This is a genomic window from Streptomyces pseudovenezuelae, from assembly GCF_001513955.1.
In the GTDB taxonomy this organism is placed as follows: domain Bacteria; phylum Actinomycetota; class Actinomycetes; order Streptomycetales; family Streptomycetaceae; genus Streptomyces; species Streptomyces pseudovenezuelae.
In genome coordinates this window covers 1,467,282-1,488,592 of the sequence record NZ_KQ948144.1, presented here as the reverse complement: position 1 = coordinate 1,488,592, position 21,311 = coordinate 1,467,282, and the positions used below count along the sequence as shown (strand labels likewise).

Genomic DNA, 21,311 nt, shown 5'->3' with positions numbered 1-21,311 from the left:
GATCTACTCCAACTCGGTCTGTTCGGTCTGCTCGGTCAGCTTGGTCTGCTCGGTGGGCTCGTTCTGCTTGAGCGTCGGATGGACCGCCACGACGATCCGGTGATCCCGTCCGCCCTCGGCGTCCGGGGCGTCGTACTTGCGGATCAGGGCGGTGACTCCGGCCGTCAACTCCTGGATGAACGCGGCCCGTTCGGCGGCGGAGGCGAAGCGCACCTCGCCGTCCAGCGCATAGGTGGCCAGCCGCTTGCGGGCCTTCGCCGCGCCGGTGATCAACTGACCGACGTCCCGCACGAGCCGGGCCCCCAGCGCCAGCAGCCAGCGCGCGGAGAGCTGGTCGCGGAAGCGGTCGGGGTCGGGCTGCACGGCGGCGAGCGCGAGCGGCGAGATCACGTACGAGGCCGCGGTCGCCCGCATCAGCCGCTCGGTGACATTGCCCTTGCGGCGCTCCCCCGCGAGCTCGACCAGGCCGTGCCGCTCCAGCGTCTTGAGGTGGTAGTTCACCTTCTGCCGGGGCAGCCCGACCTGACCGGCCAGCATGGCGGCCGACGCGGGGCCGGCCGCCAGCTCGGCCAGCAGCCTCGCCCTTATGGGGTCCAGCGAGACGGCTGCGGCCTCGGGGTCCTCGATCACGGTGACGTCCAGCATGGGTCCACCGTCTCACCGAACACTTTTTTTGTCCAGACGGTTCGAGTTTTCGGAGCGGTCGGGGAACAGGTGGCCGGCCTTCAGTCCGGGACGAGGCCCAGGGCGTGGTCGTACCGGCTGACCACACTGCTCTTCAGCCCCGGCCAGGTCTGCACACGCTCCCAGCGGTCCGAGGCCGAGCCGATCCCGTCCCCCGGGGCGGCGAGCGCGTCGAGGTGGGCCTGGGCGCTCTCCCACTCGGCGTAGTTGAGGACGCGGGTGCCGTCGGCGCTGAGGTGGAAGTGGCCGCTGATGCCGCCCGGGTGCGGGGCGGGCTCGCTCTCCAGGGCTTCGAGAACGGCGTCCACCCAGGCCCGCTGCCGCCCGGGGTCGGGACCGTCGAACTCGATGTCGACGATCACGATGCAGCCCGGAGCGCGCCGGTCGCCGTCCCGGACCGCGCTGCGGTAGTGCCGGTAGCGGCCGAGCCCCGTCCGCTCGATGTGGGGGACGGCGGTGTCGATCTCGTCGACGCGCTCCAGCCGCTGTGTCCGTGCGAAGGCGTGGTACGCCTGCTCGTCGGTCCACTGCGAGTAGTGCAGGAGGGTGGCGGTGTCGTGTCCGGTGTAGACGTGGTAGCCGAGCAGTCCGTCGGCGGGCCACGGCCGGCGTTGCCAGGCGCCGGCGACGGCGTCGACGGTCAGCCGCTGCCGCAGCGGATTGCCCACCCGCCAGGTGCTGAAGAGGGACGCGCCCACCTCGGGCCGGGTGAGGTCGGGATGGATGTCGGTACGGCGGGTCATGCGCGCGGCCTCCTCGGATCGCTGATCGATGCGTTCTTCGGCCACCCTCCGACCTCAACCACGATTCAGGTCAAGTCGGCGGTTCGGGAGGGGGTTTCGGGAGACCCGCCAGGACATGGACAAGCAGGCCGACGCCAGCCCAGCAGCCCCCTGAAGTTACCCGCGCGTTCCTGGCGCGCGGTGCTGCGGCGCACCGCGAAGGAGCTGTTGGACGACGAACTCGTCGACCGGGCGGCGGCGTTGACGTACTACGGCGTCCTCTCGCCGTTTCCCGCCCTGCTGGTGATGGTCTCGCTGCTGGGTGTGGTGGGGCAGCGCGCCACGGACAAGATCCTGGACAACATCGGGCACCTGGCGCCGGGTCCGGCCCGGGACGTCCTGCGGGAGGCCGTGGTCCAGCTCGGCGACAGCGGCGGCACGGGCAGCGTCCTGGCGGTCGTCGGCCTGCTGGCCGCGCTGTGGTCCGCCTCCGGTCCAACGCGGTGTACGACCTTCCCGAGGGGCGTCCGGTGTGGAAGCTGACGCCGCTGCGGCCGGCGCTGACCGTGACCCTGATGCTGATGCCGGCGGTGAGCGCGCTGATCGTGGTGTTCACCGGCCCGCTGGCCATGGGGGTCCCCCCGGTCGAACGAAGTTGAGACTGGGGGAGGGCGGGCCGGGCGGTGGGGTTCGGTGACGCGGCGATCGCGATCTGGGGCATCGCCAAGTGCCGGTGCTGCTGCTCCTGGTCATCGTGATGATCGGGCTGCTGTACTGGGCCGCCCCAACGTCCGTGGCCGCGGCTTCCGTTGGACCTCCCCGGGCAGTGTCGTCGCCACCCTGGTCTGGCTCGCCGCCTCCGCGGGTTTCGCCCTCTTCGCCGCCAACTTCGGTTCGCACAACAAGACGTACGGAACTCTCGCCGGTGCCGTCGTCTTCCTGGTGTGGCTCTGGCTGACGAACCTGGCGATCCTGCTGGGCCTGGAGTTCGACGCGGAGCTGGCCCGCGAGCGGGCGATCGTCTCCGGGACGGCCGAGCCGGCGGAGGAGCCGTACGTGGAACCCCGGGACACCCGGAAGTGGCCGGCGAGGCTGCGGGCATCCCGCGGAAAGTGACCACGGCCGAACAGCACCGGACCATACGCACGGACGTCATCCCCGCATCCCTGGATGCCGCACCACACCACCGGCGCGGGCGCCGCTGCTCACCTCCAGCCGCCGCACCGCACTCACGGACGTGGACGGCACCCCGCGTCCCCGGATCCCGCCCCCACACGCACCCACGTCGGCCCCACCCCACGCGCGCCCCAGGCGCCGCACCGCACGCGCGGACGGCTATGCCCCTCGCCCGCCCCTCCAGATGCCGCAACGCACGCGCGGACGTGGGCGCCGCCTTCGCCTCCAGCCGCCACACCACAGGCACCGACATCGGCCCACCCCCGCGCCCCAGGCGCCGCTCCTCACCTCCAGACCTCCCGCCGCCGCACCGCACGCACGCACGGACGTGGGCGGCACCCCGTGTCTCCGGGTGCCGCCCACGTCCGGTGTTCCGCCGGTCGCGGCCTACTTCTTCGGGTACCGCCACGACACGACGACGACCGTGGCCAGGGCCGCGCCGACGATCAGCGTCGGCCGGGGGTGCCGTATCGCCGCCATGACCAGGGGCCGGACCAGCCGGGGCACGCCGTGCTGGGCCCTGCGCTCCAGCTCGGCACTCGTCCGGGAGGCCTTGCTCTGGGTGATCTCGCCCGCCCGCTGCGTCCGGTCCTGGACCCGGTGACCGGTCTTCGCCGCCCGGTCCTGGACCTTGTGGCCGGCCTGGGTGATCTCGCCCGCCCGCTGCGTCCGGTCCTGGACCCGGTGACCGGTCTTCGCCGCCCGGTCCTGGACCTTGTGGCCGGCCTGGGTGGCCTTGTCCTGCACGGTGTGACCGGCCTGGGTGGCCTTGTCGTGCACCGTGTGGCCGGCCTGCGCCGCGCTGCTGCGCAGCTGCACGGTCATCGCGCCCGCCTTGTCCCTGAGATCTGCCGCACGGGCCCTCGCTCGGCCCTTGACGTCCATCTTTCCTGCCAACTCCTCTACTGTGTCGCCGAGTTCGCTGCGGGTGCGCTCGATCTGCCGCCGCAGTTCATCGGGGCCCTTGGCCCCCGTCACGGGGGGCTCGCCGCCCGTCCTGTCCGTCATCGGTGCGCCCTCTCCCTGATCTCCTCGACGTCCGCCTTGACGCTGCCGAGGGCCTCCTCGGGCGTCGGGGGTGTGGCACGGCGCAGGTGGGCGCGGCCGACGGCGGCCAGTACCGCCGCGATCACGAACAGCACAGCCGTCACGATCAGCGCCGAGGCCCACACCGACAGCACCAGGGCGAGCGCGGCGGTGGCCGTTCCGGCCAGGGCGAGCAGTCCCGCGTAGGCGAAGGCGCCGGCGGCACCGAGCAGCCCGCCACCCTTCCCGGCCCGCCGGCCCTTCTCGGCCAGCTCCTCCTTCGCGAGCGCGACTTCCTGCCGCACCAGCCGGGAGACCTGTTCGGTGGCCTGTCCGACGAGTTCGCCCACCGAGTGATGTTCGTCGTGCACCGGCCTGGGGGTCGTGGTTCCGGTCACGGTGTTCCGCCTCCTCTCGGGTCGGAACACCCGGGTACCCGGCCCGGCCCACGGCTACCCCCCTTGCGGACCGCCGTCCGGGCCGCCCTGTCCGAGCCGGGCCAGCTGGCTCTGGAACCAGTCGAGCCGGGCCTGCAACAGGGCTGCCTCAGCGGCGAGTTCGGGCACCCCGAGCTCCTCGGGCAGGCCCGGCACACCGTGCACGGGCACGGCGGCCGGCCGTGCCACCACCCGCAGTCCCTCACCGGCCAGCCGGGCGAACCCGGCGAGCGAGACGGCCGTACGTCCGCGCAGGCAGCCCGCGCAGGAGGGGGCCAGGGCCCGCCAGCCGGGTCTGCCCCAGCCGGCGTCGGCGAGCGCCGCCGCGACCGCGCCGCAGGCGCAGGCACCGACGGTGGCGGTCCGCACCCGTTGACGGGCGTAGCGGAAGCCGAGCTCGAAGCGGAGGTAGCGGCCAAGGACCAGGACGTCGAGGAGGACGGCCGTGCGGTGCTCGGCCGTGCACAGCAGCGCCTCGGCCGCCGCGCGGTCGTGCACGCAGTGGAAGCCGCAGTCGCAGCGGCGGTTCGGTGCCCGGTGCCGCAGGCCGTACACGCAGGACGCGTCGGCCAGGACGCCGTACGGCAGCGCGCCGCCGAGCGACACACCGGTGAACCCGGCCCGGGTGCCGTCCTGGGACAGCACCGGGTGGGCGATCTTGTATCCGGTCGGCGGCTCCGTCGGGCGTTCCTCCGGAAGCCGCAGCCTCATCGCGCTGCCGGAACCTCTTCGGGAGCCTTCAGTTCCTTGATCTCCTCGGGGAGTTCGAGCTCCTCCTCGTGGATCTCCGGCCGCTCTTCCGCGACTCCGGTGGCGAGTGCCTTGCCGAGCTTCATGACGCCTCCAGGACCAGTGGTCGTGCACCGTCCTGACCATGGTGACTCATCCGGGCCCGATTTGGACATAGGACCTCTTCGCAGCATCCCTTACCGATACACCGTAGAAGAATTAAGTGGAGCTTCACGGTCGGTCTGCCGAGACTACGCGTATGACGACCACCGCCCCGCCCTTCGGCCGCGCCCTCTGCGCCATGATCACGCCCTTCGACGAGGCCGGCGCCCTCGATCTCGACGGCGCGCAGACGCTCGCCGACCACCTGGTGACGCAGGGCTGCGACGGGCTCGTCCTGTCCGGCACGACGGGTGAGTCGCCGACCACGACGGACGCGGAGAAGGCGGCACTGGTGGCGGCCGTGCGTGAGGCGGTGGGCGAGCGGGCCTCGGTGGTGGCGGGGGTGGGCACCTTCGACACCCGGCACACCGTGGAACTGGCCCTCGGCGCCGAGAAGGCGGGCGCGGACGGGGTGCTGGTGGTCAGCCCGTACTACAGCAGGCCGCCGCAGGACGCGCTGGAGGCCCACTTCCGCGAGATCGCCGACGCCTCCGGACTGCCCGTCATGCTCTACGACATCCCGGGCCGCACCGGCACCCGCATCGAACCGGAGACGATGATCCGGCTCGCCGAGCACCCCCGGATCGTCGCGGTCAAGGACTGCTCCTACGACCTCCTCGGCGCCCAGAAGGTCCTCAACCGCACGGAGTTGGCGTATTACGCGGGCTGCGACGAGCACATCCTCGCCCTGTACGCGGTCGGTGGAGCGGGATACGTCAGCACGGTGGCCAACGTGGTCCCGGCCCGGCTCCGGGCGATCCTGGACATGTTCGAGGCGGGCGACACCCCCGTGTCCGCCCGCCTCCAACAGCGGGCCACGCCGCTGATCGAGGCGATGATGTCGGCGGGCCTGCCCGGCACGGTCACCGCCAAGGCCCTCCTGCACGCGCTCGGTCTGCCGGCGGGCCCGGTCCGCGCCCCGCTGCGTCCCGCCGGCCGGGAGGCGGCCGACGGGCTGCTTGCGGAGTACGAACGCCTCGTGGCCGCCTGATCAGGGCTGGGCGAACAGCGGCTCCCAGCGCCCGGCGTCCCCGTCGTGGCCCTCCCGGAAGCCGCTGAGCGGGACCTCCTTGTCACTGCCGAGGGTGACCAGGACGAGCCGCTGATGGAACTCGTTCCTGTCGTTCTCGGCGATGTCCCAGGCGACGAGCTGCGTGTTGCCCACCCAGGCGAGCAGTTGCTGTCCGCGCACCTCGGTCTTCGCACCGGTCATGGCGTCGAGGACCCAGGAGGAGGTCTTCCACTTCTTGCCCGCGAAGTCACCGGCGACGAGCCTGCCGTCCGGCGACCTGCCCGCGTCGACGAACCAGGCCAGGTACTTCTCGCCCGCCGGCGCCGGGACGTTCTTGCCCGAGAGGTCGTGGAACACGTAACCGGGCTCCATGGGACTGCCCTCCCAGACGTACCGGCCGTCGGCGGTGAGGGCGAAGTCCTGGCGGCTGTTCATCATGGTGCCGCCCATGGGGTCGTCCGCCCCGCCCCCGAGCCTGACCTCGGTCCAGTCGCCGCTCCCGGAGGCCACGTCGAGAAGGAAGAAGCCGGTGCGGCTGGACGTCCACGGCTGGCTCCACTCGCCGTCGCCCTCCGTCCTGACCAGCCGGTCGGGGTTCTCGCTGTACGTCGTCGCGACCAGCTTGCGGCCGTCGCGGGAGAAGGCGAGTCCGCCGACTCCGTGGTCGACCGGGATCCACCGCCGGACCTTGCCCGTGATCAGATCGAGCAGGCCGATCCGGGAGGCGGGCAGGTCCCGTTCGAGGACGGCGGCGGTCCTGCCCCCCGGGGCGACGGCGACCCAGGACCAGTCGGCGGCCTCGGTGTACGTGCCGGTCCCCGGGTTCAGCAGGTGGTAGGTGCGCTCGAGGACTGCGCTGTCCGCGCTCTTCACGACCCGCTCCGGGACGGAGTACCCGACCAGGGTCGTGCCCCCGACGGAGATCCTGTCCCGCGGCGGCGACTGGTCGGGGCGGGACTCGACCTTCTTCGGGGTCACGATGCCGCCCGAGGGCCGTACGTCCTCCTTGCCGGAGTCCAGCAGCGGCACCGCCACCCCGACGGCGACCACGGCGACCGCGACCACGGCGGCGACCGTGATCCTGCGGGTACGGCGGCGGCGCCGGACGGCGAGCACCCGGTCGGCGAACCCCGCTGCCGCCGGGGGCTGTTCGGCGGCCTGTTCGCGCAGGGCGTCGCGCACGATGTCGTCGACGTTCACGGACGCACCTCCACGGGCGAGTAGTCACGGGCGTCGAACCGCTCCGCCTCCGCGGGCCCGAGGGCGGCGAGTTCCGGAGCGAGCTGACGCAGCCGGGCCAGCGAGCGGTGAGTGGTGGACCGCACGGTGCCGACCGAACAGCCCAGCAGCCGGGCCACGTCGGCCTCGGGCAGGTCCTCGAAGTAGCGCAGCACCAGCACGGTGCGCTGGCGTGCGGTGAGCCGGGCCAGGGCCTGGCGTATCACCAGGCGCAGTTCGGCCGCGGCGGCGGTGTCGAGGCCGGGTTCGCCGGCGTTCGACGGTTCGGGCGGCTCGGCGACAGTGACCTCCCGCCGCGGCCACTTGAGCCGCCAGCGGCTGACCTGCTGGCGGTAGAGGACCTGCCGTACGTAGGCCTCGGGCTCGTCGATCTTCTGCCACCGCCCGGCCGTCCTGACCAGAGCGTTCTGCAGCAGGTCCTCACCGGCGTGCTGGTCTCCCCCGCACAGCAGCACAGCGGTCTTCAGCAGAGCGGACGACCTGCTGTCCACGAAGTCCCGGAAACTCTCCAGCCCTTCGGCATTCATCGTCACCTTCTCTTCCCCGGCGACGCCTGTGCGCCGCCCCTCCGCTCCTTGTGACGCGTACGGGTGGCCGCCGCTATGCCGTGGCCACGAAAAAAAGTCGCCGCGAAGGACAATGCGTCCTCCGCGGCGACCTTCGCCTGTGCCAGGTCAGTTGTGGCTGTGCAGGACGTCGTTGAGGCCGCCCCAGACCGCGTTGTTCGGGCGGGCCTCGACGGTGCCGGTGACCGAGTTGCGGCGGAAGAGGATGTTCGAGGCGCCGCTGAGCTCACGGGCCTTGACGATCTGCCCGTCGGGCATGGTGACCCGGGTGCCCGCGGTGACGTAGAGACCGGCCTCGACCACGCACTCGTCGCCGAGCGCGATGCCGACGCCCGCCTCGGCGCCGATCAGGCAGCGCTCGCCGATGGTGATCCGGACATTGCCGCCGCCGGAGAGGGTGCCCATGGTGGAGGCGCCGCCGCCGATGTCCGAGCCGTCGCCGACCACGACACCGGCGGAGATGCGGCCCTCGACCATCGAGGTGCCGAGCGTGCCCGCGTTGAAGTTGACGAAGCCCTCGTGCATCACGGTGGTGCCCGCGGCGAGGTGCGCGCCGAGGCGGACCCGGTCGGCGTCGGCGATGCGGACGCCCTTGGGGGCCACGTAGTCCGTCATGCGCGGGAACTTGTCGACGCTCGTCACGGCGAGGTGCAGGCCCTCGGCGCGGGCGTTGAGGCGCACCTTCTCGATGTCGTCGACGGCGACCGGGCCGAGCGAGGTCCAGGCGACGTTGGGCAGGAAGCCGAAGATGCCGTCCAGGCTCTGGCCGTGCGGCTGGACCAGCCGGTGCGAGAGCAGGTGCAGCCGTAGGTAGGTGTCATGCGTGTCGAGCGGCTTGTCGTCGAGGGAGGCGATGACCGTGCGGACCGCGATCACCTCGACGCCACGGCGGGCGTCCGGGCCGATCGCCTTGGCGGCGCCTTCGCCGAGCAGTGCCACGGCCCGCTCGGCGGAGAGCCGCTCGGTGCCGGCCGGACCGGGTTCGGCGGAGAGCTCGGGAGCGGGGAACCAGGTGTCGAGAACGGTGCCGTCGGCAGCGACGGTGGCGAGGCCTGCGGCGATGGCGCCGGTGGTGCGCGGAGCAGTCGTGTCGGTCATGAGGGAAACCTAACCGGCGCGGGGCGCGGGACGCGAACCCGTGCGCGGGGCGTCTCGGGTGCTGGGCGGCCCCCCTGCGCTGCGGGCCGCCTGTCCGTGTCCTCGACCCAGGACTCGCTCCAGGACGCGGCGACCGGATCCTGACGAGGTGCGGGCAAGGGCCCTCAGTGCCCGCACCTCGGAGCGGCGCTGCCTGCCGATGAGGTTGCCCGCGATGCCGTACAGCCAGGAGCGGGCAAGGTCGTATCGGGGGCGGATGCGGAACGCGATGAGGAAGGTGCCCGCGTGGCGGTCGTAGAGCCGCGCGAACAGCTCGGTGTGTGCGTGACACCCCCTGTTGCCCGCTGGACGGCAAAGAGTTCACGGACGGCGCGAGGACCTCAGCACCTCACCTGCTCCCCGGCGGGATCACCCGCGCCAGCACCTCCCGCGCATACCCCTCGTCGTAGGGCGCCCCCGTCAGCAGCACCTGGAGGCAGATCCCGTCCATCAGCGCGACCAGTGCCCGTGCAGTGACCGGGTCCGTGCGGCGGGCGAGGCGTTCGGCGAGGTCGTCGGCCCATTCGGCGGCGACGGGGCGCAGGGCGGGGCGGCGCAGCGCGGCGAGGTAGAGCTCGTACTCCAGCTCGACGCCGGTGCGGTCGCCGCCGAGCCAGTCGCCGAGGACGCGGGCGAGGCCGGCGGCCAGGTCGCCGCCGGCCTCGTCCAGGGCGCCGTGCGCGGCGACCGCCTTGGCGAAGCCCTCGCTGGCCTGGCGCAGCGCGGCGACCATCAGCTCGTCGAGGCTCTTGAAGTGGTACGTCGTCGATCCGAGCGGTACGTCGGCCTCGGCGGCGGCGCTGCGGTGGCTGAGTCCCGCGAGCCCCTTGCGCCCCACCACCCGGATGGCCGCGTCGATGATCCGCTGCCGGCGTTCGGGGTCGTGGCGCCGGGGCATCAGTGCGTCCCGCCCAGGTTCAGGACCACGACGCCCACGATGATCAGCGCGATCCCGGCGGCCTTGGTGACCGTCATCCCCTCTCCGAGGAAGACCATCCCGATGGTGGCGATGGCCGCGGTGCCCGCGCCGGCCCAGATCGCGTAGGCGGTGCCGACCGACACCGTCTTCAGCGTCTGGGCGAGCAGCACGAAGGAGAGGACGTAGCCGAGCACGGTCAGCGACGAGGGCCCCAACCGGCTGAAGCCCTCGGTGTACTTCATGGCCGTGGTCGCTCCGACCTCGGCGGCGATGGCTGCGGCGAGCAGCAGGTATCCCATGTGTACGAGCGTACATAACGATGGGCCCCGACAGCCGCCACCGGCGCCGGATCCCGTAGCCGCGTCAGGCGGTCGAGGGCGCGCCGCTCGGCGTCGGCGGCGACCTTGCGGATAGCGAGTTCGGCGGGATCGGGCCGCACGGCGCCGCTGAGTTCGTAGCCGTGGCCCAGCAGCCGTTCTCCCAGCACGGCCTCGCACAGCCGTATCCGGTGTCGGTGGTCAGCCAACGCTGCCGGCTGCCCGCGCGGGTGGCGTCCAGGGCGCCGCGGGTCCGCAGGTGCCGGCTCTTGCGGGCGGGGACGGCCCGCCCGGCCTCACGGCGGGGCTCGGTCATCGCGGGCGCGTACTCCTCCCCCAAGCAGGCGCAGAGTTCCCGGGGTCGGGGTTCGGGGCGACGGCCTCGTGGAAGCCGCGGTGCCACCAGGGCATCTCCAGCAGCGAGGCCTACGCCGGCCGCTTGTCGCCCCAGCGGACCTTGCCGTGCCGTTCGGCGTACGCCCCGAGCGAGATCCCGAGGGCCGAGCCGAGCGTGGGCGGACCGCCCTCGACGCGCTCGGCGACCAGGCCCGCGTCCGGGCCGAGTTCATGGAACCGGGTCTCCGGCGGCAGGGCGATTCCCGGGGGCGCGTGCGGCGTCAACTGGAGCAGCGTGGTGCCCGAGCGGGGGCAGCCGAGGACGAAGACGGGCCGTACGGGACAAGGGGGTGCAGAGGTGACCACGCCGCCACGCCGCCGTCCCCCGCTGAGGCGCGGCTGGGAGCCCGCTGAGCGGGGAATGTGGAAACCGGCCGGTTCAAAGGGCTGCTCGGGACCGCCGGTAACCACTAGTGTTCCCCCGGAACCACTTGTGTTTCACCATTCACATACCGCGCCACCACAGCAGCGGCACGTCGCCTCGCGCCGCGCCGGAGGAACAGCGCATGCCCGTAGACAAGTCCCGGCCGCCCCAGGACCGCCCCTGGGAGAACGGCTGGACGTTGGACACCTCCCGCACGCCCGGCACCCGACGGCTCTATCTCGCCGGGGCGTTGGCGGTGGCCACGATCATCGCCTGTGTGGCGGCGATAGCCGCCACGGACAACAAAGCTGACGATCCGTCAAAGACCGCTCGGGACGAGGGGGGCCTGATCTCCTTCTCCTCCCAGCCCGCGACGACCGAGGCCCCTCCGGGCGACAGCGGCCTCTCGTCGGTGTCCCCCACTCCCCGGGGCCCCCGGCAGCAGGGCATCGAGCCCACCGTCACGGTCACGGAGACCCCGAAGCCGCCCAAGCCCACGGCTTCCAAGGGCAGTTCGCCCAAGCCGAAGCCCTCCGTGACCTACCGTTCGGTGCGTTCGGTCAACTTCCCCGACCGCTTCTGGCACGTGGACGACGGCTATGTGGGCGTGGACCCGGTCAGCGGTGCGCAGTCCCGCGAGGACGCCACCTTCAAGCAGGTCAAGGGCCTGGCGAATGCCTCCTGTTACTCCTTCGCCACCCAGGACGGAAAGTACCTGCGGCACCGCTCCTTCGTCCTGCGCGCCGACCGCGACGACGGCTCGTCCCTGTTCGAGCAGGACGCCACGTTCTGTCCCCGGGAAGCCGCCTACACCAGCGCGACGATGCTGGAGTCGGTGAACTACCCCGGCTACTTCCTCCGCCACAAGAACTTCGTGGTCCGTCTGGAACGCTTCGAGTACAGCTCGCAGTATCTGTCGGACTCGTCGTTCCAGCTGGTGGGCGGCCTGGCCTGACCCGCACCCTGGCACACGGAAGCGGCGGCACCTTGAAGGTGCCGCCGCTTTCCGATGGACGCGTCCGTCAGACGTTGAATCAGACGTTGAACCCGAGCGCCCGGAGCTGCTCGCGTCCGTCGTCCGTGATCTTGTCCGGCCCCCACGGCGGCATCCACACCCAGTTGATGCGGAGTTCGCTCACGAGGCCGTCCGTGGCGGACTTGGCCTGGTCCTCGATGACGTCCGTCAGCGGACAGGCCGCCGAGGTCAGGGTCATGTCGAGGGTCGCGATGTTCGCGTCGTCGATGTGGATGCCGTAGATCAGGCCGAGGTTGACGACGTCGATGCCCAGCTCGGGGTCGACGACGTCGTACAGCGCCTCGCGGACCTCTTCCTCCGAGGCCGGCTTCATTTCAACGGTCTCGCTCATGCCGTCTTCCTTTCGGCGTCGGCTCCGGCGTCCAGCGCCTGGGCCGTCGCGTCCTTCCACGCCATCCAGCTGAGGAGGGCGCACTTGACCCGGGCCGGGTACTTGGAGACACCGGCGAACGCGACCGCGTCCTCCAGCACCTCCTCCATCGCGTCGTCGGGCTCGATCCTGCCCTTCGACTGCATCAGCTCCAGGAAGGTCTCCTGGATCCGCTGCGCGTCCGCCAGGTCCTTGCCCACCAGCAGATCGTTCAGCACGGACGCGCTGGCCTGGCTGATCGAGCAGCCCTGGCCCTCGTAGGAGACGTCCTCGATCCTCGTGCCGTCGTACTTCACGCGGAGGGTGATCTCGTCCCCGCACGTCGGGTTCACGTGGTGCACCTCGGCGTCGCCATCCCTGAGACCACGCCCGTGCGGGTGCTTGTAGTGGTCCAGGATGACTTCCTGGTACATCGAGTCCAGCTTCATGCGATAGCCCGTTCCCGTCAGCCGAAGAAGTTCCGTACGTGCTCCAGGCCCTCGACCAGTGCGTCGATCTCGGCCGGAGTGGAGTACAGATAGAACGACGCTCGCGTGGTCGCGGGAATTCCGTACCGCAGGCAGACCGGCCGCGCGCAGTGGTGGCCGACCCGGACCGCGATGCCCTGCTCGTCGAGGACCTGGCCCACGTCGTGCGGGTGGATGTCACCGAGCGTGAAGGAGATGGCCGCGCCCCGGTCCTCGGCCGTGGTCGGGCCGATGATCCTCAGGTCCGGTACCTCCGCCAGGCGCTGGACCGCGTACTCGGTCAGCGCGTGCTCGTGGGCGAGGATCTTGTCCATGCCGATCGACTGCAGATAGTCGATGGCCGCGCCCAGACCGACCGCCTGCGCGATCGGGGGGGTGCCCGCCTCGAACTTGTGCGGCGCCGGGGCGTACGTCGACGAGTGCATCGACACGGTCTCGATCATCTCGCCGCCGCCGAGGAACGGGGGCAGGTCCTCCAGGAGCTCCTGGCGGCCCCACAGCACGCCGATACCGGTCGGACCGCACATCTTGTGGCCGGTGAAGGCCACGAAGTCGGCCTGGAGCGCCTGCACGTCCACCGGCATGTGCGGGGCGGCCTGGGAGGCGTCGATGCAGACCAGCGCGCCGACCTCCTGCGCGCGGCGGACGATCGCCTCGACCGGGTTGACCGTGCCCAGGATGTTGGAGACCAGCACGAAGGAGACGATCTTCGTCTTCTCGGTGATGACCTCGTCGATGTTGGACAGGTCGAGACGGCCGTCGTCGGTCAGCCCGAACCACTTCAGCTTCGCGCCGGTGCGCTGCGCGAGCAGCTGCCACGGCACGATGTTGGAGTGGTGCTCCATCTCCGTGATGACGATCTCGGTCTCGGAGTCCACGCGGTAGGGCTCGTCGGCCCAGCCCAGCATGTTCGCCACGAGGTTGAGCGACTCGGAGGCGTTCTTGGTGAAGATCACCTCGTTGCGCGAGGGGGCGTTGATGAACTCGGCGACCTTGTCGCGCGCGCCCTCGTACAGCGCCGTGGCCTCCTCCGCGAGCACATGCACACCGCGGTGGACGTTGGCGTTGTAGCGCTCGTAGTACTCGCTCAGGGCGTCCAGTACCTGGCGCGGCTTCTGCGAGGTCGCCGCGTTGTCCAGGTAGACGAGCTTCCGGTCGTCGTGGACCAGGCGGTCCAGGATCGGGAAGTCCTTGCGGATCGCCTCGCCAAGAAGATTGGACTCAGTGAGGAGGCCCGGCAGCTGTGTCACGCGGATACGCCACCCTTCGTGTATGCCTCGTAGCCCTCGTTCTCCAGCTTGTCGGCGAGCTCGGCGCCGCCGGACTCGACGATCCGGCCGCCGGAGAAGACGTGGACGAAGTCGGGCTTGATGTAGCGCAGGATGCGCGTGTAGTGCGTGATCAGCAGGGTGCCGACCTCGCCGGTCTCGCGGACACGGTTGACGCCCTCGGAGACGATGCGAAGGGCGTCGACGTCGAGACCGGAGTCGGTCTCGTCGAGGATCGCGACCTTCGGCTTCAGCAGTTCGAGCTGGAGGATCTCGTGGCGCTTCTTCTCACCGCCGGAGAAGCCCTCGTTGACGTTGCGCTCGGCGAAGGAGGAGTCCATGTTGAGGCGCTCCATGGCCTCCTTGACCTCCTTGACCCAGGTGCGCAGCTTGGGGGCCTCGCCGCGGATGGCGGTGGCGGAGGTGCGGAGGAAGTTCGACACGGAGACACCGGGGACCTCGACCGGGTACTGCATCGCGAGGAACAGGCCGGCGCGGGCGCGCTCGTCGACCGCCATATCCAGGACGTCCTCGCCGTCGAGGGTGACGGTGCCGCCGGTGATCGTGTACTTCGGGTGACCCGCGAGGGAGTAGGCGAGCGTCGACTTGCCGGAGCCGTTGGGGCCCATGATGGCGTGCGTCTCGCCCTGCTTCACGGTCAGGTCGACACCCTTGAGGATCTCCTTCGTGGCGTTGTCGGCCTCGACGGTGACGTGCAGGTCTCGGATTTCAAGCGTTGCCATGGGTGCCTCAGGACTCCTGGGTGAGGGAGACGAGCACGTCGTCCCCTTCGATCTTTACGGGGTATACGGGGACGGGGCGCGTCGCGGGAAGGCCGGACGGTTTACCGGTGCGCAGGTCGAAGCTGGAGCCGTGCAGCCAGCACTCGATCTGGCAGTCCTCCACCTCGCCCTCGGAGAGCGAGACGTTGGCGTGGGAGCAGATGTCGTGGATGGCGAACACCTCTCCCTCGGTCTGCACGACCGAGACCGGCGTGCCGTCGAGTTCCACCCGCTTCGGGGTGTCCTCCTCCAGCTCGCTCAGCCCGCAGGCGCGTACGAAAGCCATCAGACGGTGGCCTCCAGCTCCTCGTCGATCTTCGCGAGCAGGCGCTCCTCGATGTCGTCGACACCGATCTGCTGGACCAGCTCGGCGAAGAAGCCGCGGACGACCAGGCGCCGGGCCTCGTCGGCCGGGATGCCTCGGGCCATCAGGTAGAAGAGCTGCTCGTCGTCGAAGCGGCCGGTGGCCGAGGCGTGACCGGCTCCGACGATCTCGCCGGTCTCGATCTCCAGGTTCGGCACCGAGTCGACCCGCGCGCCGTCGGTGAGGACGAGGTTGCGGTTCATCTCGTAGGTGTCGGTGCCCTCGGCCTTGGCCTCGATGAGCACGTCACCGATCCACACCGCGTGGGCGCCCTCGCCCTGGAGCGCGCCCTTGTAGGCGACGTTCGACTTGCAGTGCGGGGTGTTGTGGTCGACGAGGAGGCGGTGCTCCTGGTGCTGGCCGGCGTCGGTGAAGTACAGACCGAACAGCTCGGCCTCGCCGCCGGGACCGGCGTAGGCGACGCGCGGGTGCAGCCGGACGAGGTCGCCGCCGAAGGTGACCACGAACGACTTGAAGGTGGCGTCCCGGCCGATCAGCGCGTTGTGCTGGGCCACGTGCACGGCCTTGTCGTCCCAGTCCTGGACGGAGACGACGGTCAGCTTGGCGCCGTCGCCCAGGACGTAGTCGACGTTGGAGGCGAGCACGGCGTCACCGGTGTGGTCGATGACGACGACGGCCTCGGCGAAGGCGCCCAGCTCGATCACCTGGTGGCCGAAGCGGGTGCCGCCCTCGCCGTGCACGGCGATCCGGATCGGCTCGGTGAGGACCGTCTCCTTGGGGACGGTGATCACGCCGGCCTTCTCGAACGCGGAGTACGCCTGGGCGGCGATGCGGTCCACCGGGGTGCCGGCCCTGCCGATCCGGGCGTCGTCGCGGCCGACGGTCTCGACGGAGACGCCCTCGGGGGCCTGCACGTCGACCTTCACGCCGGCGCCGGTGGCGACCGCGGTGCCGTCGTGCAGCCCGCGCAGGCGCTCCAGCGGGGTGAACCGCCACTCCTCCTCGCGGCCGTGCGGGACCGGGAAGTCCGCGACGTCGAAGGACGGGGGCGCGCTCATGCGCGTGGCGACGGTCGACTCGGCGGCCACCGCGATCTGGCCGGCGGTGGTGGATCCCACCGGAATGTTCTGAGCCTCAGCCATGGCTGTCGGTCTGCTCTCTTCCTACGTCAGGTTCGCTAGCTGCTTCTCGGGAGGCGGTCTTAACCGACCGCGCCTTCCATCTGCAGCTCGATCAGCCGGTTGAGCTCAAGGGCGTACTCCATGGGCAGCTCCTTCGCGATCGGCTCGACGAAGCCGCGCACGATCATCGCCATCGCCTCGAACTCGGAGAGGCCACGGCTCATCAGGTAGAAGAGCTGGTCCTCGGAGACCTTGGAGACGGTCGCCTCGTGGCCCATGGACACGTCGTCCTCGCGGACGTCCACGTACGGGTACGTGTCGGAGCGGGAGATGGTGTCGACGAGCAGCGCGTCGCACAGCACGTTGGACTTGGAGCCGTGGGCGCCCTCGCCGATCTCGACGAGACCGCGGTAGGACGTACGACCGCCACCGCGCGCCACCGACTTGGAGACGATGTTGGAGGAGGTGTTCGGCGCCATGTGGACCATCTTGGAGCCGGCGTCCTGGTGCTGGCCCTCGCCCGCGAAGGCGATGGACAGGGTCTCGCCCTTGGCGTGCTCGCCCATCAGGTAGACGGCCGGGTACTTCATCGTCACCTTGGAACCGATGTTGCCGTCGATCCACTCCATGGTCGCGCCCTCGTACGCCACGGCGCGCTTGGTGACCAGGTTGTAGACGTTGTTCGACCAGTTCTGGATGGTCGTGTAACGGCAGCGGGCGTTCTTCTTGACGATGATCTCGACGACCGCGGAGTGCAGCGAGTCGCTCTTGTAGATCGGGGCCGTACAACCCTCGACGTAGTGCACGTAGGCACCCTCGTCGACGATGATCAGGGTCCGCTCGAACTGGCCCATGTTCTCCGTGTTGATACGGAAGTAGGCCTGGAGCGGGATCTCCACGTGCACGCCCTTCGGCACGTAGATGAAGGAACCGCCGGACCACACCGCGGTGTTCAGCGACGCGAACTTGTTGTCGCCGACCGGGATGACGGTGCCGAAGTACTCCTTGAAGAGCTCCGGGTGCTCCTTCAGCGCGGTGTCGGTGTCCAGGAAGATGACGCCCTGCTCCTCCAGGTCCTCACGGATCTGGTGGTAGACGACCTCGGACTCGTACTGCGCCGCGACACCGGCGACGAGGCGCTGCTTCTCCGCCTCGGGGATGCCGAGCTTGTCGTACGTGTTCTTGATGTCCTCGGGCAGGTCCTCCCAGGACTCCGCCTGCTTCTCCGTGGAGCGCACGAAGTACTTGATGTTGTCGAAGTCGATGCCGGAGAGGTCCGAGCCCCAGTTCGGCATGGGCTTCTTGTCGAAGAGGCGCAACCCCTTGAGGCGGAGCTTGGTCATCCACTCCGGCTCGCTCTTCTTCGCGGAGATGTCGCGGACGACGTCCTCGTTGATGCCGCGCTTCGCAGAGGCGCCGGCCGTGTCGGAGTCGGCCCAGCCGTATTCGTACTTACCCAGGCCCTCGAGTTCGGGGTGGGCAGTCTCCGTGGGGAGAGTCATGCGGGGTTCCTCCCGGCCGTGCTTGCAGATGCGATATCGGTGGTGTGGGAAATCTTGGGGATGAACGTCGTGCAGACGCCGTCGCCGTGCGCGATGGTCGCCAGTCGCTGGACATGGGTTCCCAGCAGCTGGGAGAAGATCTCGGTCTCCGCCTCACAGAGCTGGGGGAACTTCTCCGCGACATGGGCCACCGGGCAGTGGTGCTGGCAGAGCTGCTCGCCGACCGGTGCGCTGCGCGCCGTAGCAGCGTACCCGTCCGCGCTCAGGGCCTTGGCCAGGGCTTCGGTGCGCTCCTCGGGGGCGGCGGCCTCGACGACCTTGCGGTATTCCTCGGCCTGCGCGGCGATCCTCGCGCGTGCGAAGGCGACGACCGCCTCGTCCCCGCCGAACCGCTCCTGGATCCAGCGCAGGGCGTCCGCGGCGAGCTTGTCGTACGACTGGTCGAAGGCGTCCCGGCCGCAGTCGGTGAGCGCGAAGACCTTGGCGGGACGGCCACGCGTCCGCGCGCCGTACACCCGCTGCTCCCGCGCCTCCACGACGTCGTCGGCCACCAGCGCGTCCAGATGACGCCGTACGGCCGCGGGGGTGAGCCCCAGTCGTCCGGCCAGCTCGGTGACGGTCGACGGGCCGTGGTCCAGGATGGATCGCGCGACGCGGTTGCGGGTGGACCGCTCACCGGTCGCGAGCTCCTCCTGAGGGGCCCCCGTGGGGGTCTCCCGAACCTCGCCGACGTTTTTCACAACGCCATTGTTGCGTAATTCCTCAGGACCGGGCAAGCCGCGTCCGCTCCACGGACGGTGCCCTGCATCACTTAGGCATCCCTAACCTGACCTGGGGAAACGATCACTGATCGATCAAACCGGTGGCGTCCGGCGGCCCCGTCGGGGAAACTCCCGAACCATGCCGATACCACCTCCCACCGGCCCACTTGTCACTCGCGACACCCTCGCGGGACAGCTGCGCGAGCTCGGTGTCAGAAGCGGCGAGATCCTGCTCGTGCACTCCTCGCTCAGCTCCCTCGGCTGGGTCTGCGGAGGCCCGGTCGCGGTGGTACAGGGACTTCTGGACGCCCTCGGCCCGGGCGGCACCCTGGTGGTCCCCACCCAGACCGGCGACCTCTCGGACCCGGCGGTGTGGAGCAACCCCCCGGTGCCCGAGGAGTGGTGGGACACGATCCGGGCGACCATGCCCGCCTACGACCCCGTCGTGACGCCCTCGCGCGGGGTCGGCGTGATCCCGGAGACCGTGCGCACCTGGCCCGGCGCCCTGCGCAGCGCCCACCCGCAGACCTCCTTCGCGGCGATCGGCCCCCGCGCGCGGGACGTCCTGGACGGCCACGCCCCCGACTGCCGCCTGGGCGAGCGCAGCCCGCTGGCGCGCCTGGAGGACCTCCACGCGCGCGTGCTGCTCCTCGGCGCGGGCTACGACACCTGCACGAGCTTCCACCTCGCCGAGTACCGCGTCCCGACCCCGCTGGTGAAGGTCGGCCGCCCGGGACCGGACGGGTGGGAGGTGGTCACAGAGGTCTCGATCACCTCGGACCGCTTCGACGAACTGGGCCACGACTTCGAGCGGGACACCGGCGTCGTCGTCCGGGGAAGGACGGGCGCGGCCGACACCCGGCTGTTCCCCGTCGCGGCCGCGGTGGCGTACGCCGAACGCTGGCTCCCCCTGCACCGCTCACGCGAGGAGGAAGTACCACTCACGGCGCGCGAGACACCCGGGCACCCCCGGACCGACCTCGGCACCCACCGATCCGCACTCGACGCCCCCGGCCCGGTTCGAAAGACCCCAGAGCCGATCCCGAAGACCCCCGGGGCGGTTCGGAGGCCCCCCGGAACCGGTCTGGAAGAGTCCTGAGCCGGGCACGAATCCCGGCCCGGTTCGGAGGACCCCCGGGCCGATCCCGAAAACCCCCGAGCTGTCACGAAGCCCCCTCCCCCAGGCCAGTCCTGAAGCCCCCCGAGCCGGTTCGAAAGACCCCCCGGGCCGACCCGAAGACGCCTGGCCCGGCTCGGAGGGCCCTCGGAACCGATCCAGAAGACTCCTGAGCCGGCACGAAAGACCTCCCAGGCCGACCCCGAAAATCCCCGGCCCGGCTCGGAGGACCCCCGGGAGCGATCCCGAAAACTCCCCAGCCGGCACGAAGACCCCCGGCCCAGTCCCGAAGCCCCAGGCCCGACCCCGAAAACCCCGGCCCGGCCCGGAGGGCACCCAGGCCGACCCCGAGAACTCCCCAGCCGGCACGAAGACCCCCGGGCCGGTCCCGAAGCCCCAGGCCGACCCCGAAAACCCCGGCCCGGCTCGGAGGGCACCCAGGCCGACCCCGAGAACTCCCCAGCCGGCACGAAGACCCCCGGGCCGGTCCCGAAGCCCCGGCCCGACTCGAAAGACCCCCGGGCCGACCCCGAAAACCCCCGGCCCGGCTCGGAGGACCCCCAGGCCAGTCCCTTAAGACCCGCGAGCCGGTTCGAAAGATCCCCGGGCCAGCGTCCAGCCCCCCGACCCAGCCGCTGAAACCCCCTGACGACCCCGCTGAAATCCCACGGCGGCACGGGAAATCCTCCCGGCGGTGGAGATCTCGTACCCGAGCGACCGCGGTGCGGGCCGCGAACCTAGACTCGGGCCCATGCGAAGTGAGCCCGTGGTCCAGGTCCACGCCCTGGTGAAGCGGTACGGCACGAAGACCGCCGTGGACGGCCTCGACCTGGTGACCCGGGCGGGCGTGACCGCCGTACTCGGGCCCAACGGCGCGGGCAAGACGACGACGGTGGAGACCTGCGAGGGCTACCGGAAGCCGGACTCCGGCACGGTACGGGTCCTGGGCCTCGACCCGGTGCGGCAGGCCCGTGAGCTGCACCCGAGGATCGGCGTGATGCTCCAGTCCGGCGGCGTGTACTCGGGCGCCCGGGCCGACGAGATGCTGCGGCACATGGCGAGACTGCACGCGCACCCGCTCGACGTGGACGCGCTGATCGAGCGGCTGGGCCTGGAGAGCTGCGGCAGGACGACGTACCGCAGGCTGTCGGGCGGCCAGCAGCAGCGCCTGGCGCTCGCCATGGCGGTCGTGGGCCGTCCGGAACTGGTGTTCCTGGACGAGCCGACCGCCGGACTCGACCCGCAGGCCCGCCGCGCGACCTGGGACCTGGTCCGCGACCTGCGCGCGGACGGCGTGTCGGTCGTCCTCACCACGCACTACATGGACGAGGCCGAGCAGCTCGCCGACGACGTGGCGATCATCGACGGCGGCAAGGTCATCGCCCAGGGCACCCCGGAGGAGCTGTGCCGGGGCGGCGCCGAGAACACCCTGCGCTTCACCGGCCGCCCCGGGCTCGACGTGGGGTCCCTCCTGAAGGCCCTGCCCGCCGACTGCTCGGCGGCGGAGCTGACCCCGGGCTCCTACCGGGTGATCGGCAAGGTCAACCCCCAGCTGCTGGCGACGGTGACGTCCTGGTGCGCCCAGCACGGCGTGATGCCGGAGAAGATCTCGGTGGAACGGCACACTCTGGAAGACGTCTTCCTGGAACTGACGGGCAAGGAGCTCCGCGCGTGAC

General features: G+C 70.9%; 23 protein-coding genes and 3 pseudogenes. 5 read left to right on the top strand and 21 right to left on the bottom strand.

From position 1 onward, the window contains the following. Positions 1-3 precede the first annotated feature (3 nt). Both AQI94_RS06565 and AQI94_RS06560 read right to left on the bottom strand, forming a co-directional pair. Positions 4-645: an ArsR/SmtB family transcription factor gene (locus tag AQI94_RS06565; protein WP_031047919.1), complete on the bottom strand. Its 642-nt coding sequence runs from the start codon at positions 643-645 to the stop codon at positions 4-6. Between the two features lie 80 nt (positions 646-725). Continuing rightward, the gene (locus AQI94_RS06560) at positions 726-1,427 is read right to left on the bottom strand and encodes an antibiotic biosynthesis monooxygenase (protein ID WP_031047921.1); all 702 of its coding nucleotides are present in this window, start codon (positions 1,425-1,427) and stop codon (positions 726-728) included. Here AQI94_RS06560 and AQI94_RS06555 point away from each other — a divergent pair. Continuing rightward, a pseudogene (locus AQI94_RS06555) lies at positions 1,404-2,522 on the top strand (YihY/virulence factor BrkB family protein). The gene AQI94_RS06560 and the pseudogene AQI94_RS06555 overlap by 24 nt on opposite strands. Before the next feature lie 447 nt (positions 2,523-2,969). Here AQI94_RS06555 and AQI94_RS06550 read toward each other — a convergent pair. The 4 genes from AQI94_RS06550 to AQI94_RS46200 are packed head-to-tail and all read right to left on the bottom strand — an operon-like array spanning position 2,970 to position 4,881. Further along, a complete protein-coding gene (locus tag AQI94_RS06550; RefSeq protein ID WP_062229622.1) occupies positions 2,970-3,590 on the bottom strand; it encodes a DUF3618 domain-containing protein in 621 nt (206 codons plus the stop codon). Next, positions 3,587-4,006: a phage holin family protein gene (locus tag AQI94_RS06545; RefSeq protein WP_031047927.1), complete on the bottom strand. Its 420-nt coding sequence runs from the start codon at positions 4,004-4,006 to the stop codon at positions 3,587-3,589. The genes AQI94_RS06550 and AQI94_RS06545 overlap by 4 nt, the downstream gene beginning before the upstream one ends. A 54-nt stretch (positions 4,007-4,060) precedes the next feature. Then, positions 4,061-4,756: a hypothetical protein gene (locus AQI94_RS06540; RefSeq protein ID WP_062229621.1), complete on the bottom strand. Its 696-nt coding sequence runs from the start codon at positions 4,754-4,756 to the stop codon at positions 4,061-4,063. Then, positions 4,753-4,881 (bottom strand): hypothetical protein, encoded by a 129-nt coding sequence (locus AQI94_RS46200; RefSeq protein ID WP_256122893.1) that lies wholly within the window; start codon positions 4,879-4,881, stop codon positions 4,753-4,755. Before AQI94_RS46200 ends, AQI94_RS06540 begins: the two co-directional genes overlap by 4 nt. A gap of 152 nt (positions 4,882-5,033) precedes the next feature. Between AQI94_RS46200 and dapA the strand changes: the two genes are divergently transcribed. After that, positions 5,034-5,927, top strand: coding sequence for a 4-hydroxy-tetrahydrodipicolinate synthase (dapA, locus tag AQI94_RS06535; RefSeq protein WP_031057566.1), 894 nt, complete (start codon positions 5,034-5,036; stop codon positions 5,925-5,927). Here dapA and AQI94_RS06530 read toward each other — a convergent pair whose 3' ends face one another. The 7 genes and pseudogenes from AQI94_RS06530 to AQI94_RS45280 all read right to left on the bottom strand — a co-directional run bounded on the left by AQI94_RS06530 (position 5,928) and on the right by AQI94_RS45280 (position 10,828). Beyond that, positions 5,928-7,148, bottom strand: a complete 1,221-nt coding sequence (locus tag AQI94_RS06530; protein WP_031057568.1) for a YncE family protein — start codon at positions 7,146-7,148, stop codon at positions 5,928-5,930. Further along, positions 7,145-7,714, bottom strand: coding sequence for a SigE family RNA polymerase sigma factor (locus AQI94_RS06525; RefSeq protein WP_031057569.1), 570 nt, complete (start codon positions 7,712-7,714; stop codon positions 7,145-7,147). Before AQI94_RS06525 ends, AQI94_RS06530 begins: the two co-directional genes overlap by 4 nt. A gap of 147 nt (positions 7,715-7,861) precedes the next feature. After that, positions 7,862-8,851, bottom strand: coding sequence for a 2,3,4,5-tetrahydropyridine-2,6-dicarboxylate N-succinyltransferase (dapD, locus tag AQI94_RS06520; protein WP_031057570.1), 990 nt, complete (start codon positions 8,849-8,851; stop codon positions 7,862-7,864). 71 nt (positions 8,852-8,922) lie between these two features. Then, positions 8,923-9,163 (bottom strand): annotated as a pseudogene (locus tag AQI94_RS45500) (RNA polymerase subunit sigma-70); the annotation flags it as partial. A gap of 76 nt (positions 9,164-9,239) precedes the next feature. Next, positions 9,240-9,788, bottom strand: a complete 549-nt coding sequence (locus AQI94_RS06515; protein WP_031057571.1) for a TetR/AcrR family transcriptional regulator — start codon at positions 9,786-9,788, stop codon at positions 9,240-9,242. Further along, the gene (locus AQI94_RS06510) at positions 9,788-10,108 is read right to left on the bottom strand and encodes a DMT family transporter (RefSeq protein ID WP_031057572.1); all 321 of its coding nucleotides are present in this window, start codon (positions 10,106-10,108) and stop codon (positions 9,788-9,790) included. The genes AQI94_RS06515 and AQI94_RS06510 overlap by 1 nt, the downstream gene beginning before the upstream one ends. A gap of 444 nt (positions 10,109-10,552) precedes the next feature. Beyond that, positions 10,553-10,828: a sulfotransferase gene (locus tag AQI94_RS45280; protein ID WP_031057573.1), complete on the bottom strand. Its 276-nt coding sequence runs from the start codon at positions 10,826-10,828 to the stop codon at positions 10,553-10,555. Between the two features lie 200 nt (positions 10,829-11,028). On the opposite strand from AQI94_RS45280, the gene AQI94_RS06500 reads away from it, so the two are divergent. Then, positions 11,029-11,841, top strand: coding sequence for an AbfB domain-containing protein (locus tag AQI94_RS06500; RefSeq protein WP_031057574.1), 813 nt, complete (start codon positions 11,029-11,031; stop codon positions 11,839-11,841). Positions 11,842-11,920: 79 nt separating this feature from the next. Here AQI94_RS06500 and AQI94_RS06495 read toward each other — a convergent pair whose 3' ends face one another. Genes AQI94_RS06495 through AQI94_RS06460 form a run of 8 tightly spaced genes read right to left on the bottom strand, consistent with a single transcriptional unit; the run spans position 11,921 to position 18,497 of the window. Then, positions 11,921-12,253 (bottom strand): metal-sulfur cluster assembly factor, encoded by a 333-nt coding sequence (locus AQI94_RS06495; RefSeq protein WP_028809645.1) that lies wholly within the window; start codon positions 12,251-12,253, stop codon positions 11,921-11,923. Further along, positions 12,250-12,720, bottom strand: a complete 471-nt coding sequence (sufU, locus tag AQI94_RS06490; RefSeq protein WP_020121462.1) for a Fe-S cluster assembly sulfur transfer protein SufU — start codon at positions 12,718-12,720, stop codon at positions 12,250-12,252. Before sufU ends, AQI94_RS06495 begins: the two co-directional genes overlap by 4 nt. 17 nt (positions 12,721-12,737) lie before the next feature. Beyond that, positions 12,738-14,009 carry a cysteine desulfurase gene (locus AQI94_RS06485; protein ID WP_031057576.1) on the bottom strand — a complete coding sequence of 424 codons (1,272 nt, stop codon included), beginning with the start codon at positions 14,007-14,009 and terminating at the stop codon, positions 12,738-12,740. Continuing rightward, the gene (gene sufC / locus AQI94_RS06480; RefSeq protein ID WP_031057578.1) at positions 14,006-14,770 is read right to left on the bottom strand and encodes a Fe-S cluster assembly ATPase SufC; all 765 of its coding nucleotides are present in this window, start codon (positions 14,768-14,770) and stop codon (positions 14,006-14,008) included. Before sufC ends, AQI94_RS06485 begins: the two co-directional genes overlap by 4 nt. A gap of 7 nt (positions 14,771-14,777) precedes the next feature. After that, positions 14,778-15,095 (bottom strand): non-heme iron oxygenase ferredoxin subunit, encoded by a 318-nt coding sequence (locus AQI94_RS06475; protein WP_031057580.1) that lies wholly within the window; start codon positions 15,093-15,095, stop codon positions 14,778-14,780. Beyond that, the gene (sufD, locus tag AQI94_RS06470; protein WP_031057582.1) at positions 15,095-16,276 is read right to left on the bottom strand and encodes a Fe-S cluster assembly protein SufD; all 1,182 of its coding nucleotides are present in this window, start codon (positions 16,274-16,276) and stop codon (positions 15,095-15,097) included. Before sufD ends, AQI94_RS06475 begins: the two co-directional genes overlap by 1 nt. Before the next feature lie 59 nt (positions 16,277-16,335). Next, positions 16,336-17,757 (bottom strand): Fe-S cluster assembly protein SufB, encoded by a 1,422-nt coding sequence (gene sufB, locus AQI94_RS06465; RefSeq protein WP_031057584.1) that lies wholly within the window; start codon positions 17,755-17,757, stop codon positions 16,336-16,338. Next, entirely contained in the window at positions 17,754-18,497 is a 744-nt protein-coding gene (locus tag AQI94_RS06460; RefSeq protein ID WP_031057586.1) for a helix-turn-helix transcriptional regulator, read from the bottom strand. Before AQI94_RS06460 ends, sufB begins: the two co-directional genes overlap by 4 nt. 160 nt (positions 18,498-18,657) lie before the next feature. Between AQI94_RS06460 and AQI94_RS06455 the strand changes: the two are divergent. Then, positions 18,658-19,455: pseudogene (locus AQI94_RS06455) on the top strand (aminoglycoside N(3)-acetyltransferase); the annotation flags it as partial. Between the two features lie 931 nt (positions 19,456-20,386). Continuing rightward, the gene (locus AQI94_RS06450; RefSeq protein WP_031057591.1) at positions 20,387-21,310 is read left to right on the top strand and encodes an ABC transporter ATP-binding protein; all 924 of its coding nucleotides are present in this window, start codon (positions 20,387-20,389) and stop codon (positions 21,308-21,310) included. The last annotated feature ends 1 nt before the right edge of the window (position 21,311 follow it).